Genomic DNA, 13,546 nt, shown 5'->3' on the forward strand with positions numbered 1-13,546 from the left:
TAAAGCCAAATTCTCATCGGAGGGGGGATGACATGAACGCTGGGAAGGCAGCATGGGCCGCACTCGGCCTCGGCACGATGCTCGGGATCGGCGCGGCGCCGGCCGAAGCGCAGGACCGACCCGCGCCGCCGGGCCTCGCGCAGGCGGAGAACGGGGCGCCCGCCCTCGTCCGGCGCCCGGCCCTGCGCCGGATCGCGCGGCGGGCACCGCCGCCCCGGCCCTTCGGCAATGACGGCAGCGCCGCGGCGGCGGCCGACGTGCTCGGCCAGACCGCGACGCCCCCCGCCCTGCCGCCGGGGACGTTCGATCTCGGCAACGGCCTGTCGTTCCTCCTGAACTATACGGGACAGGCGGCGGCCAACCCGATCGGCGGCATCCGCCAGGGCTCGGCCTACGCCGGGCAGCTCTTCTTCGGCATCGACGGCGACCTGCAGCGGCTCGCCGGGATCGAGGGCGGCTCGTTCCACGTCGCGGTCACCAACCGCCACGGCCGCAACCTCGCCAACGACGTCATCGGCAACAACACGAGTGTGCAGGAGATCTTCGGGGGCGGCCAGACCACGCGGCTGACGCTGCTCTCCTATCAGCAGAAGCTGTTCGATAACCGACTCGACATCGAAGTCGGGCGCTTGGTGGCGAACATCAACTTCCTCAACTCGCCGATCTACTGCAACTTCCAGACGAACTCCGCCTGCGGCAACCCGACCTTCGTGTTCAAGACCTCGAACTTCACCTTCTGGCCGGTGGCGAGCTGGGGCGGGCACGCCAAGGCGTGGCTGACCGACCGGGTGTTCTTCCATGTCGGCGCCTACGAGGTGAACCCGCTGCACCAGCAGCCCGGCGACAACGGCCTCGACTTCTCGACCAAGGGCGCAACCGGCGCGATCGTGCCGTTCGAACTCGGCTACTCCACGACGTTCGCCAACGACGAACTGCCCCGGAACTACGGTATCGGCGGCTGGATCGACCGCTCCGACTACACGGATCCGGTGCGCGACGTGGCGGGCGGCCGGGCGGTGCTGACGGGGCTGTCCCCCGCCACCCGCTTCGGTCGCTCGGGCATCTACGCCCGCTTCGACCAGATGGTCTGGCGCCCCGACCCGAAGGGCATCCAGGGCCTGACCCTGTTCGGCGTCGCCATGGCCGGCACCGGGGGCCGGCTGGTCGAGGATTACTTCCTGGAGATCGGCGCGCTGCAGACCGGCACCTTCGCCGGGCGGCCCTACGACACGGTGGGCTTCGTCATCAACACCCAGGCGTTCAGCCCGCTGGCCCTCGGCAACATCGAGGCGGCGCAGGCCTCGCTGGGCCTGTTCCGCGCGATCCCGAGGCAGCAGATCATGATGGAGCTGAACTACGGGCTGCAGGTCACGCCGGCGATCCGGCTGACGCCGAACCTGCAATACATCGTCAACCCGGACCAGACCCGGTTTCCGTACTACCCGAAGAACATCCCCGACGCCTTCGTCATCGGCGCCAAGCTCTCGGTGGACCTGTTCACCCTGGCCGGCCTCGCCAAGGGGCCGGGCAGCCCATGACGCGGCCCAACAAAAAGCGGCGCGCCTATGAGGCGCGCCGGCTGAGGTGACTCGCGGTCTCAGGAACGAGTCACAGGATAATATGCAATATACCACGCAATGTCTGTGGCCTTCCGGCGACAGCGCCCCCTTGCTCACAGTTTTGTGAGGGTCGGGCGACGCCGATCGCGGCGGATCAGCGCTTCGCCAGGGCGTCGGCGAAGGCGACGATGCGGTTGCGGGCGTAGGTCGGCACCCCGGCGCTGATCGAGCTGCCGGTGTTGAACGAGGAATTGCCCATCAGCACCTGCACCGGCAGCAGGTTCTTCAGCACCGGCACGCGGGCATATTCCTGCTTGCGCTCCAGCACGTCGGCCTTGATCGCGAGCGCCATGTAGGTCGTCACCACGGTCCGGTTCGGATCGTCGGGGGCCGGCTGCATCACCGCCAGGAACTTGCCGAAGCGCAGGATCTGGTTGACCCAGAAGATCGTCTGTTCGAGCCCGCCGGCCACGGGCGTGTCGATCTTCGTGAGCGCGGAGAGGCCCGCGGCCTCGGCCGGCGGCAGCACCCGCAACTCGCTCTGGAACGAGACGAACTCGGCGACCTTCTTCGAAGTGCCGAGTTCGAGCTTGTTGGCGAGCTTCACGCCCAGCGGCAGCTTGCCTTCGAGATCGTAGCGCGACTCGATGCAGACGCCCCCCGCCCCGCACCAGGGCCGGTCGGGGCGCTTCGCGAAGGCGGCGGCCGGGTCCTTGGTCGGCGTCGCCTCGGCCGGATCGAGCCGCTTGTGGCGGATCACCGGGTCCATCTTGGCCAGGAAGTCGAGATTGGCGAAGGCCGAAAGATCAATGGCGGAGGGCGGCTTGGCCACGACGAAGCGGCCTTCCGCGACATAGACCTTCAGGGTCTCGTGGCGCTGCTTGGCGACGCCGTTCACCGTCTGGGTGTAGTCGGGCTCGGTATAGCCGGGCCAGGGGCTCAGCGCCGCGGCCTCCTGCGGCCGGCTCTTGCGCCACGCCTCGAAGGCGATCAATCCGCTCTCCGGGTTGGTCGAGGCGGCCTCGCGGTGGTCGCTGAACAGCACCGTCCCAGGCTTGAGGCTCGCGGCGTCGCCTGGGGTCAGGGCCGGCACGTCCTTGACCCGGTCGGAGACCAGGGCGGCGGGCTTCGGGAGATCTTTCGCCGCCTCCTGCGCCTGGGCCGGCACGGCCAGCGCGAGCGCGACGACAAGGGCGGCCGGAAATTGCCTGGGCAAAGCGGACCTCGGATGAGTCGATGAGGGAAGGCGTCGAAGGATGCGGCGTCAGTAGCCGGGATCGTCGCCGAACAGATAGTCGGGATCGCGACGGCGCTGGCGGGCGCGGGAGCCGCCGTCATCGTCGAAGGGCGAGCCGAACGGCACCGGGTTGACCTGCCCGTAGCGGTCGCGGCCGGGCCAGGCCTGCGGTTCCTCCCGGCGGTCCCGGCGCAGGCCCCAGGGATCGTCCGTCTCGGCGCTGCGCCGCTGCGCGAAGGGATCTTCGGTGGGCCGGCGCCCGCCCGGCAGGTTGCCGAAGAGGTCGCCGGCGACATCCGCCCCGTCCTCGGCATTGCCGTAATCGCCGTCCTCGGCATCGGGCCGCATGGCGAAGAGCGTCTCGCGGGGCACCAGCGCGTATTGGGTGTCGGCGACTTGGCCCCCCTTGAGGCGGAAATGCTCGATGAAGCCTCCGCCGGCCACGCGCTGGCCGCTCCGCGGCTCGATCGGCAGGTCGGCGATGAGCGCCTTCGCCTCGGGCGAGGGCGGCGCCAGCGGCGTGCGCGCCACGCCGTTGGCCCAGGCCGCCTGGAAGATCGCCTTGGCGATCGGCACCGCGACGTGGCCGCCGGTCTGGCCGCGGCCGAGGGTGCGGCGCACGCCGTCGGCGTTGTCGTAGCCGGCCCAGACCACGACGGTGATCTCGTTCGAGAAGCCGGCGAACCACGCGTCGTTCTCGTTCTCCGACGTGCCGGTCTTTCCGGCAACGTAGGACGAGATGCCCGAGAGCGCCGCGGCGGTGCCGTGCTGGGTCACGCCCTGGAGCATGGTCTTGAGCTGGTAGAACGCGACCCGGTCGGCCGAGCCGATCCGCACCGGTGCCTTGTCGGGATGGCTGTAGACCGGCTTGCCGTCGCGCTCGACCGCCTCGAGGGCGTACGCGCTGGGGCGCGCGCCCTCATTGGCGATGGCGGCGTAGAAGCTCGCCAGATCGATCATCCGCACCGGCTGGGCGCCGAGCACGAAGGGATAGTAGCGCTCGCACTCGGCGTAGAGCTGGGCCTCCAGCGCGATGTCGCAGACCCGCTGCAGGCTGTCGGGGGCCTTGGGTGCGATGCCGCCCTGGAGCAGGCGGGCGGTCACGAGGTTCTTCGAGAATTCGAGCCCGCGCCGGATCGTCGTCGCCCCGGAGCCGCCGCCATCGTAGTTCTTGGGCGACCAGGAATCGCCGACCCCGCCGATCGGCGGCAGGGTCACGGCGGAATCCATCACCAGGGTGTTGGGCTGGAGCCCGGCGTTCAGCGCGGCGAGATAGGTCAGCGGCTTCAGGGTCGAGCCCGGCTGGCGCACGGTCTGCGTCACCCGGTTGAGCTGGCTCAAGGGGTAGGAGAAGCCCCCGCTCATCGCCAGGATCTTTCCGGTCCGGTTCTCCAGCACGAGGGCCGCGCCCTGCACGGTGGGGCGCACCCGGAGATCCGCGCGGAGGTTGCCCTTGCCCTCGCGCAGGCGCACCCGCACGGCATCGTAGAGCTGGAGCTTTCCCCGCGCCGGGCCGGGCTCCAGGCTCGCGACCCGTCCATCGGGTAGACCGACCCGGGTGCCGTTCTTGCCCGTCTGGAGCACGACGGCGAGCGGCCAGCGCACGTCGTAGAGCGGCGGCCGGGCGGAGATCAGCGCGCGCTGCCAAGCAGGCTGCACCGCGGGCTTGGCCGGCGCCTTCGCGGCGGCCGCCTTCCGCGCGCCCTTCTTCGGCTCGGGGGCGGGCGTCGGCTCGGCGGCGGGCTCCGGCGCGGGTGCGGCGGCCTCGATCCGCTTGATCGCTTCGGAAAGATTCAGCTCCGGCCCCTCGTAGCGGGCGCGGCCGGTGCCGCGCTCGTAGGTGGCGAGCCCCTCCTGCAGCGCGTTCTCCAGCGCGCTCTGCAGGCCGGCATTCACCGTAGCGCGCACGGTGTAGCTCGCGCTGGTGAGCGACTCGAGCCCGGCGAAGGTGCGCGCCTCGCGGGCGACGTGATCGACGAGGTAGAAGCCGGAATCCTGGCGCGCGACGTCCGGCGGCTTGATGCCGAGATCCGAGGCCATCGCGGCATTCATCTGCGCCTCGGTGATCGTGCCCTCCTCCTTCATCCGGCTGAGCACGTAGGCGCGCCGCTCCCGCGCCCGCTCGGGATACTTGTCGGGGCTGTAGTAGTTCGGGCCCTTCGGCAGGCCGGCGAGCAGGGCGGCCTCGGGGAGTGTGAGGGCGCCCACCGACTTCCCGAACCAGCTGCGCGCGGCCATCTCGATGCCGTAGGCGCCGCGGCCGAGATAGATCCCGTTGAGGTAGAGCCCGAGGATCTGCGGCTTGGTCTGGAGCCGCTCCAGCCGCGAGGCCACGATCATCTCGCGAATCTTGCGCTCGTAGGTGACGTCGTCGCCCACCGAGAGGTTCTTGACCACCTGCTGCGTAATGGTCGAGCCGCCGGCCGGGCGCCCCGGCGAGGCGAGGTTGCCGACGAAGGCGCGGATCACCCCGCGCTCGTCGATGCCGTGATGCTGGTAGAAGCGCTTGTCCTCCGCCGCGACGAAGGCCTTTTGCACGAGGTCGGGCACGCCGCTGATCGGCACGACGAGGCGGCGCCCATGCGTTTCGAAGGTCTCGGAATAGGGCTTGCCCGCCGCATCGAGGATCACGCTGGCGCTGGGCAGCTTGATGTCGCGCAGGGCCTCGGCCGAGGGCAGGTCCTTCACGGCGTTGTTGTAGAAGGCGATCACCGCCCCCGCCTCGAAGGGGGAATTGGCCGGGTTCTCGCCCTTGCAGAACTGCTTGTAGCTCGTGTTCAGCTCGTTGAGATCGAGCCCGTGCAGGATCTTGGGCGCGTTGTCGCCCGCCACCGCGCTCGGATCCTCCATGGCGGTGGAGATCAGCTCGTCGAGGTTGATGTCCTCGATGTCGAAGGACTTGCGCATGTGGGCGCAGCCGTCGCGCAGGATCGCCACGACCTCCGCGCCGTCCTTGGCGGGGTCGAACTGGGTTCGCACCGCGTCGGGCCGCGTCGTGACCTGTGACAGGGTCAGCGCGGTCGCGAACAGCTTGATCAGGATGGCGTTCATCGAGCGTTTGAGGATTCCGGCCGGCCACGCCACGGACAGCGTGTCGGTGCCGATCAAGCGGCGCACAACGCGGCTGATTTATGGACGCGCTCGCCCGGACGCCACGGGGCGGGCACGGAACGGGGCTGCGCGGCTCGCACGACGAAAAGGGGCGACCGCTGCGCGCGATCGCCCCCGAAACCCAGCCCTCTCGCGCGGATCGATGCCGCCGGTCAGCGCAGGAGCTGAAGAATGCCCTGCTGCGCCTGATTGGCGAGCGACAGCGCCGAGATGCCCAGCGACTGACGCGTCGAGAGCGCCTGAGAGTTGGCCGCCTCCTCGTTGAGGTCGGCGTTGGTCAGGTTCGCCGCACCGGTATCGAGGATGTTGACGATCCGCTTGGTGAAGTCCTGCCGGTTCTGCACCACGGAGAGATTCGAGCCGAAGGTCGAGCTCGCCGTGCGCAGGGTGTCGGAGGCCTTGGTCAGGCCGGAGAGCGTGCCCTTGATGTCGGTGTCGAGCAGGAAGCTGCCCTGACCGTTCACCGAGGAACCCGAGTTGCCGGTGATCGGGGTCAGCTTCAGGCCATCCGCCGTCAGGTCCTGGCCCTGCACGTCGAGATTAGCGGTGTCCCGCTCGTTGAAGGCGATGTGCAGCTTGTTGGACGGATCGCCGTTGCTGATCAGGTTCACGCCGTTGAAGCTCGAATCCTTGGCGAGCTGCGTGATCTGCGTCAGCAGGCTGTTGTACTGCTCGGACAGCTTCTTGCGGGCGTCGACACCCGACACGGTCAGGTCGCTGCCGGCGGAGATGGCGTCGTTGCTGGAGCCGTACTTGTTGGCCGTGCTCGTGCTACCCTGGGCGAAGCCGAGGGCGGCTTGGTCGCCGGTCGCCTTGAACTCGACCGCGGAGCTGGCGTTCAGCACGATCTTCTTGCCAGTCGTATCCTTCGAGAACATCGTCACGTTGGTGCCGGCCGCCGAGTTCAGCGCCGTGATCGCCTGATCGATCGTCGCGTTGGAGGCGATGGTCGCCGACTTGGTCACACCGTTGACGTAGAAGTTGACGGTGGTGGAGGAGGTCGTGGACGCGGCGAAATCGCTGGTCGCGGTGCCGGTGGTGGTGATCTGGGTCGAGAGCGCCTGGTTGGCGGTGGACTTGGCCGAGTCGATCAGCTTCTGGATCGAGGTGATGCCCTGGTTGGCCGCCTGGATCGTCTGGATGCCGTTCGAGATCGAATCGAGCAGCGCGCCGAGGTCGCCCGACCGGCTGCTGAAGGACTGCGCGGTGAAGAAGTTGACGGGATTGTCGAGGGCGGAGGAGACCTTGAGGCCTGTGGCGAGGCGGTTCTGGGTCGTGGCCGTCAGGCCCGCGGTGTCCTGCAGCGAGAGCAGGTTCTGACGGGTGGCGGCGGAAAGTGTGACGCTGGAAGACATGGGTGACAACCCCGTTCAGATCGATACCGAACCGGCATTAGGGTTAATTCACCACGTCTAGGGTTGCCGTAGCGTTAACGGTCCCTTCCCGACATCAAGATTTCTCGATTTTCGAATAGCGGGACGGCCAGAGCAAGGCTCCGGCCGTCTCCTTTTAGGTGTCCAGCGTCTTAGATTGCGCGATCAGCGCAGGAGCTGGAGGATGCTCTGCTGTGCCTGGTTAGCCAGCGACAGCGCCGAGATGCCCAGCGACTGGCGGGTCGAGAGCGCCTGGGAATTGGCCGCTTCCAGGTTGAGGTCGGCGTTGGTCAGGTTCGCCGCACCGGTATCGAGCACGTTGATCAGGTTCTTCGAGAAGCTCTGCCGGTTCTGCACCACGGAGAGGTTCGAACCGAAGGTCGAGCTCGCCGAGCGCAGGGTGTCGGAGGCCGAACCCAGCTTGGTCAGGGTGCCCTTGATGTCGGTGTCGAGCAGGAAGTTGCCCTGACCGTTCACCGAGGAACCTGAGTTGCCGGTGATCGAGGTCAGCTTCAGGCCGTCCGCCGTCAGGTCCTGGCCCTGCACGTCGAGGTTGGAGCTGTCCTTCTCGTTGAAGGCGATGTGCAGCTTGTTGGACGGATCGCCGTTGCTGATCAGGTTGGTGCCGTTGAAGCTCGAATCCTTGGCCAGCTGCGTGATCTGCGTCAGCAGGCTGTTGTACTGCTCGGACAGCTTCTTGCGGGCGTCGACCCCCGACACGGTCAGGTCGCTGCCGGCGGAGATGGCGTCGTTGCTGGAGCCGTACTTGTTGGCCGTGCTCGTGCTGCCCTGGGCGAAGCCGAGGGCGGCTTGGTCGCCGGTCGCCTTGAACTCGACCGCGGAGCTGGCGTTCAGCACGATCTTCTTGCCAGTCGTATCCTTCGAGAACATCGTCACGTTGGTGCCGGCCGCCGAGTTCAGCGCCGTGATCGCCTGATCGATCGTCGAGCTGGAGGCGATGGTCGCCGACTTGGTCACACCGTTGACGTAGAAGTTGACGGTGGTGGAGGAGGTCGTGGACGCGGCGAAGTCGCTGGTCGCGGTGCCGGTGGTGGTGATCTGGGTCGAGAGCGCCTGGTTGGCGGTGGACTTGGCCGAGTCGATCAGCTTCTGGATCGAGGTGATGCCCTGGTTGGCCGCCTGGATCGCCTGGATGCCGTTCGAGATGCCGTCGAGCAGGCCGCCGAGATCGGTCGAGCGGTTCGACAGGTTCTGCGCGGTGAAGAAGTTGACGGGGCTGTCGAGGGCGGAGGAGACCTTGAGGCCTGTGGCGAGGCGGTTCTGGGTGGTGGCCGTCAGGCCCGCGGTGTCCTGCAGCGAGAGCAGGTTCTGACGGGTGGAGGCCGAAAGCGTGATACCGGAGGACATGGGGGCGATCCTTGTGGGTCTTGATGCCGCCCTTTTGGCGACACCCGGACCCTCCACCCCGCGCCTTGCCGAGACCTTAATCAGACCGTCGGATTCATGGGCTTTCGCCCGTCAAACGCCCACATCGCGCTCAGCGCTGCGATCATGGTTAAGAAAAGTTCGCCGCCTTTTCTTCGTTTTGTCCAATCAAGGATTTGTTCACCATGGCTCTGCGCATCGAACTGAAGCCTCAGGAGCGGCTGATCATCAACGGCGCGCTGATCCGCAACGGCGACCGCCGCTCGACCTTCGTGATCGAGAACCAGTGCAAGTTCCTGCGCGAGAGCGAGATCATCACGGAGACCGAGGCCGACACCGCCGCCAAGCGGCTCTGCGTCACGCTCCAGTTCATCTACCTCGCCGACAACCCGCCGGAGGCCGAGGACCTGTTCGTGCGCCAAGCTACCGAGATCATGAAGGCGTCGCCGAGCATGGGCCCCTACATCCTCGCGATTCAGGACGAACTCTCGGCACGGCAATACCACCGCGCGATCAAGCGCGGGCGCGAGTTGATCGCCTACGAGCGTCACCTCCTCGATCATCTCGAGACGAGCCAGGAGGCGGCCAACTCCGCACACAGCTGACTTTACGCCGCTGCGGGAGCTCGGCGGTGCAGGGCCCTTCCCCGCGATGATGACGTCGGGGGCCGGACTCGGCTAGGCGCGTCTCGCCGTCCTCGTCAAAGGACCCCGAGGCGGGTCCGCGGGCCCGACTTTCGCAGGACAACCCGGACGGGCGGTCTCAGACGACGCCGCTCTTCTCGTAGGGCCAGGGCTTGCCGAGATGGGCGGCGACCCGGGCCGCGTCGGAGCCGACCGCCTCGACCGCCGCCTGGACCTGCTCGGTCGAGACCTCGAACCGGCGCGCCCAGTAGGCACGGTCGCGCGGTGCGTCGAGCACCACCTGGGCGGGATCTCCGCTCACCGCATGTCCTTCGTCGGACGCTTGCTGCACCATGCTCCGGCTCCGTTCGATCGCACCCGCAAGGGCGGGGCAGGCCAAAGGGGACAAACCGGCGAGCCGGGCAGGATGGTTCCGAATGCCGGCCTTTCGCCTCACGCCTCGCGCGGGGCCACCGGCGCGGGCCGCAGACGCGACGGGGCGGCCGGTGCGGGCGCGATGTGGAAGGCGGCCGGCCGCCGGAACAGGAAGTCCAGACGGGTGCCGCGCACCAGCCGCGCGAAGGCGAGCGGCACCGTGACCGCCGCCGCGGTGACGACCAGGCTCGCGAGCCCGACATCGAGGGCGAGATCGGGGTGAGCCCCGTTGAACTTGGCGATCAGGGTGCGGGTCAGCGCCATCGGCAGGAAGAAGCCGAGATAGATCACGATGGACCGCTCGCCGCAGGCGCGCAGGGCGGCGGTCACCGGCCCGCCGGCCCGGGTCATCAGCGCGGCGAAGGCGACGATGGCGAGCGCGCCGACCGTACCGAGACCGAGGCTCACCACCGGCAGGCGCGCGAGTGTCGGAAGACTCTCGATTCCCGTCGGCGTGAACACGAACGCGGCCTCGAGCACCGCCCACAGGGCGAGGCCGGCAAGGGCCAGGGTCGCCCGCTCGCGCACCCGGTCGGCGAAGCGGAAGATCCATTCGGCGAAGAGGTAGCCGCCCAGGAAGTAGACGTAGCGCTCGCAGAATTCGTCCAGCAGTTCGGGAAGGCCGCTCGTCGGCAGGATCTGCAGCACGGCCGCCGCGACGAGCAGCAGGACCGGCGGCACCCGCCGGTGAAGCAGCTTCGTCACCACCGAGAACACGGCGAGCAGGTAGACGAACCACAGCGTCGAGTAGGGCACCACCAGCGCCTCGGCGAGGTGGAGGCCGAAGGCGGCGAGCTTGTCCGCCGGCCCCTCCGCCCCGGCGACGATCGACCCGGCCTTGAACAGCGACTGGATCACCACCCACAGCGCGTAGAAATAGGCGAAGTGGACCACCCGCCGGTCCGCGAACAGGCGCCAGTCGCGGTCGATCACCCGGCCGAGGAAGAGTCCCGAGAGCAGGAAGAAATCAGGGATCCGGAACGGCCGGGCGAACTCGACGACATCGTGCAGGAAGCCCTCGCCGCCGAGCGCCTCGCCAGTGCCGAGCGTCGAGTGCATCATCACGACGAGGATGATGCACAAGCCCTTGGCGACATCGACCCAGGCGAGGCGGGCAGCCTCCTCGGGAAGCGGGCGGAGGGGACGGGTGGCCGCGATCGGCGCTGCGGTCATGGCGGGCGGACCTCGTGCGGAGAGGATCGAGCCTCGACCGTCGCATCCGAGGGTTAAGGGCGGCCCAGCGCCGCCCAGCGATCTCACCGCGCAGTTAATGTCCCACCAAGGCCCTGCGTGGACTTTTCGAAGGAATTGCGCCGGCTCTCCCAGCAGGCGCTCCGGTTCGGGGACGGGAACCGGCTCGTGCGAGGAAAGGTTGGAGATCAGCTTGCAGGCCGATCCGCTTCATTCTGCTCCATTCCGCGAAGGAAAGTCTTCGGCCCCGCGCGGATAGGGTTCGCTGGCGGTGAAACACTCTTCAGAAATGGCTCCGTCCGGCGATGGCCCGCCCGACAGCCCAGAGCAGAGAGTCGACCGCCAGTCGCAGCGCGGGCTTCTCGTGCTCAGCCACGTCATCGACTGCGCGCCGTGCCTGAAGCGCGTAGGTCGCGAGACGCTCGAGCGGCGGTTCGTTCTTGTGCAGGACAAAGAACGTGCGATCCTCGACCGGCCAGTTGAGCTTGCTTTCGGTCGTGTTGACGACGATGCCGCGGCCGATGACTTCTCCCGTCTGGTCATCGCGTTCGAAGTGTCCCCGAGCCAGGACCCACTGCACCCCTCGCGCACCCGAGCAAACGCGATATTCACCCACGAATACGCCGCCATGTTCGCTGACACGATCGAGGCTGGTAAAAAACGCCTCCCGGTCGGCCGGCAAGATTGCCTCGACATAGGCTGCCAATGGCAATCCAAGTGCGGCCTGCATCGAATCGAGATTGAACAACGCGGCCGTGACGGCATCGGCAACGGTGCGATCGTTGCTCAAGTCTGTTTCCCAAATTCCAACTTGGGAGGCAATCAGAGCGTCAGGTAGAGATCCCATCCAATATCGATGCGTATCAAACGGCATACCCCGACACCCTTCGCACGTTAATCTAAGATGGCGACCAAAGAAGAAACCCGCATCATTTTACTGATCACGTATCCTGAGAGCGCGGGCAGTCGAGGGACATGAGCATATACCCTCTCCGGAGCCAGGACCGGCCAGTTCCTGTGGCGAAATCGAATCGCCTGCGTGAACTCGCAGATGTGCTTGGCGTTCCAGTCAATGCATTCTGGGCTTCAAAAGAATGTTACCAGCTGCATGTCGATGCGGACGGCACGCGCTGGCTCTTGACGCTCGACGCGCAGGGTAGGCCGATTGTGCGCCGGATCGGCGCAGATGCCGATCAGAACACGATTGAGGAAAGCGCTTCCCAGTTCTTGCGCCGCGACCGGGAAACCCCGCAGCGGGACGCACTGATCGCACTCATCGATCTGCTGCTCACGGCGCATCTTAAGAATTCATAAGATGTTGGCTTGATCGCATCGGCCAGCCCACAGAGCGCATTCCGACGAAGTGGTCACCGGTTCGTCGAAAGAAGGCGCGCCAAAACAATGAGCGAGAGACGCCGGCCTGATGCAATCAGGTCGGATACGGCTCTAGCGTGCTTGGATAAGCCATATCCGCCGTTCGGAAGGATCAACCGGATCGGCGGCGAGGCCGGCCACGGGGCCGTCGGCGCCCACCTCATCCGCCGGACAACCGGCCTTCACGCCGGCCGCTCGATCAACGCAGCCCCCCGTCGCCCCGTCGCGCGCGGGTCATGCGGGTGGGGGCATGAAAGTCATCGGGCTTGGCGCGCACCCATTCGAGGAAGCGGGCGATTTCGGGGTCGGCGCGCAGGGCTTCCACTTTGGCCAGCCTGCGGGCGATCTCGGCCTCGCTGTAACGGGCATGGATCGCCGAGTGGCAGATCTGATGGAGCCGCACGGTCGCGCCACGGGCGCCACCCTTCAGCTTCGGCGTGAGGTGATGCAGGCTCTGGCGCGCATGCGCCGGAATCGGACGCTCGCAGAGCGGGCAGACCGGCATGGCCGCCGGTTTCGGCCCGTGCGTCTCCGGATCCGCGTCGCGCCAGCGCCGGGAGCGCCGCCCCACCACTCCGTCTCTCCGTCCAGCGCGCCGGTCCCGCCGAGCGCAGGAGAAACGGCCGGAGGGACCGCGCGGCTCCCGCCCTTCCCTGCGTCATGTGCGCCGCCGCTTCGACGCCTGGAAGGGCCCGCCCCGGCTCCGCCGGCGCCTTGTTGCGGCGCGGAGCTCAGGTTACCCCTGCGCGCGGGCGCACCACCGGCCATAGGCATCAGGGGCAAGCGGCATGAAGCGGACGACCATCGATTCCAAGCTCTCCGTGGCCCATCAGCCGAGCCTCGCCGAGATCGGGGCGCTCGGAGACGAGGGCGTGAGCCTTCTCATCAACAACCGTCCCGACGGCGAGGAGCCGGGCCAGCCCGGCGCGGCGGCAGAGCGCGCGGCGGCGGAGGCGGCGGGCCTGCGCTACCTCGACCTTCCGGTGACCGGCCCCACCCTCACCCGCGAGGCCGTGGAGCGCTTCCACGCCGCGGTCTCGGCGGCGCCGGGTCCGGTCGTCGCCCATTGCCGCAGCGGCACGCGCTCGCTGACGCTCTGGGTGATCGGCGAGGTGCTGGCCGGACACCTCCGGCGCGACGAGGTGGCGGCCTACGGCGCGCGCCACGGCTACGACCTCTCGGGCGCCGAGCGCTGGCTCGACGCGAATCCGGTCTGACAACGCCGGCTGACACGGTCTCCGCTCGAGCGGGCCGTAG

Annotated in this window: 12 protein-coding genes; 4 read left to right on the forward strand and 8 right to left on the reverse strand. The window is 67.8% G+C overall.

From position 1 onward, the window contains the following. The first annotated feature begins 32 nt into the window (after nucleotides 1-32). Nucleotides 33-1,538 (forward strand): carbohydrate porin, encoded by a 1,506-nt coding sequence (locus MPPM_RS05975; protein WP_096484263.1) that lies wholly within the window; start codon nucleotides 33-35, stop codon nucleotides 1,536-1,538. Between the two features lie 175 nt (nucleotides 1,539-1,713). On the opposite strand, the gene MPPM_RS05980 is transcribed toward MPPM_RS05975, so the two are convergent. From MPPM_RS05980 to MPPM_RS05995, 4 genes are all read right to left on the reverse strand, one after another. Next, complete coding sequence (locus MPPM_RS05980) at nucleotides 1,714-2,775, reverse strand: hypothetical protein (protein WP_096484264.1); 1,062 nt, start codon at nucleotides 2,773-2,775, stop codon at nucleotides 1,714-1,716. Nucleotides 2,776-2,823: 48 nt separating this feature from the next. Next, nucleotides 2,824-5,847 (reverse strand): penicillin-binding protein 1A, encoded by a 3,024-nt coding sequence (locus MPPM_RS05985; protein WP_096487744.1) that lies wholly within the window; start codon nucleotides 5,845-5,847, stop codon nucleotides 2,824-2,826. A gap of 212 nt (nucleotides 5,848-6,059) precedes the next feature. Beyond that, nucleotides 6,060-7,262 carry a flagellin N-terminal helical domain-containing protein gene (locus MPPM_RS05990; RefSeq protein WP_096484265.1) on the reverse strand — a complete coding sequence of 401 codons (1,203 nt, stop codon included), beginning with the start codon at nucleotides 7,260-7,262 and terminating at the stop codon, nucleotides 6,060-6,062. Between the two features lie 183 nt (nucleotides 7,263-7,445). Beyond that, nucleotides 7,446-8,648 (reverse strand): flagellin N-terminal helical domain-containing protein, encoded by a 1,203-nt coding sequence (locus MPPM_RS05995; protein WP_096484266.1) that lies wholly within the window; start codon nucleotides 8,646-8,648, stop codon nucleotides 7,446-7,448. A 203-nt stretch (nucleotides 8,649-8,851) separates the two neighbouring features. On the opposite strand from MPPM_RS05995, the gene MPPM_RS06000 reads away from it, so the two are divergent. Continuing rightward, nucleotides 8,852-9,271: a flagellar biosynthesis repressor FlbT gene (locus MPPM_RS06000; RefSeq protein ID WP_096487745.1), complete on the forward strand. Its 420-nt coding sequence runs from the start codon at nucleotides 8,852-8,854 to the stop codon at nucleotides 9,269-9,271. Between the two features lie 157 nt (nucleotides 9,272-9,428). Here the strand turns inward: MPPM_RS06000 and MPPM_RS06005 are convergent, their stop codons facing one another. The 3 genes from MPPM_RS06005 to MPPM_RS06015 form a co-directional block, all read right to left on the reverse strand. Next, nucleotides 9,429-9,644: a DUF3606 domain-containing protein gene (locus tag MPPM_RS06005; RefSeq protein WP_096484267.1), complete on the reverse strand. Its 216-nt coding sequence runs from the start codon at nucleotides 9,642-9,644 to the stop codon at nucleotides 9,429-9,431. Nucleotides 9,645-9,742: 98 nt separating this feature from the next. Then, nucleotides 9,743-10,897: an acyltransferase family protein gene (locus MPPM_RS06010; protein ID WP_096484268.1), complete on the reverse strand. Its 1,155-nt coding sequence runs from the start codon at nucleotides 10,895-10,897 to the stop codon at nucleotides 9,743-9,745. 301 nt (nucleotides 10,898-11,198) lie between these two features. Then, a complete protein-coding gene (locus tag MPPM_RS06015) occupies nucleotides 11,199-11,705 on the reverse strand; it encodes a PAS domain-containing protein (protein WP_244573479.1) in 507 nt (168 codons plus the stop codon). A gap of 227 nt (nucleotides 11,706-11,932) precedes the next feature. On the opposite strand from MPPM_RS06015, the gene MPPM_RS27850 reads away from it, so the two are divergent. Beyond that, nucleotides 11,933-12,229: a hypothetical protein gene (locus MPPM_RS27850; RefSeq protein WP_157914123.1), complete on the forward strand. Its 297-nt coding sequence runs from the start codon at nucleotides 11,933-11,935 to the stop codon at nucleotides 12,227-12,229. A gap of 259 nt (nucleotides 12,230-12,488) precedes the next feature. Here MPPM_RS27850 and MPPM_RS06020 read toward each other — a convergent pair whose 3' ends face one another. Beyond that, nucleotides 12,489-12,863: a restriction endonuclease gene (locus tag MPPM_RS06020; protein WP_096484270.1), complete on the reverse strand. Its 375-nt coding sequence runs from the start codon at nucleotides 12,861-12,863 to the stop codon at nucleotides 12,489-12,491. A 214-nt stretch (nucleotides 12,864-13,077) separates the two neighbouring features. Here MPPM_RS06020 and MPPM_RS06025 point away from each other — a divergent pair, with 214 nt between their 5' ends. Continuing rightward, entirely contained in the window at nucleotides 13,078-13,506 is a 429-nt protein-coding gene (locus tag MPPM_RS06025) for a protein tyrosine phosphatase family protein (RefSeq protein ID WP_096484271.1), read from the forward strand. The last annotated feature ends 40 nt before the right edge of the window (nucleotides 13,507-13,546 follow it).

Origin of the sequence: Methylorubrum populi, assembly GCF_002355515.1 — a bacterium.
GTDB classification, from domain to species: domain Bacteria; phylum Pseudomonadota; class Alphaproteobacteria; order Rhizobiales; family Beijerinckiaceae; genus Methylobacterium; species Methylobacterium populi_A.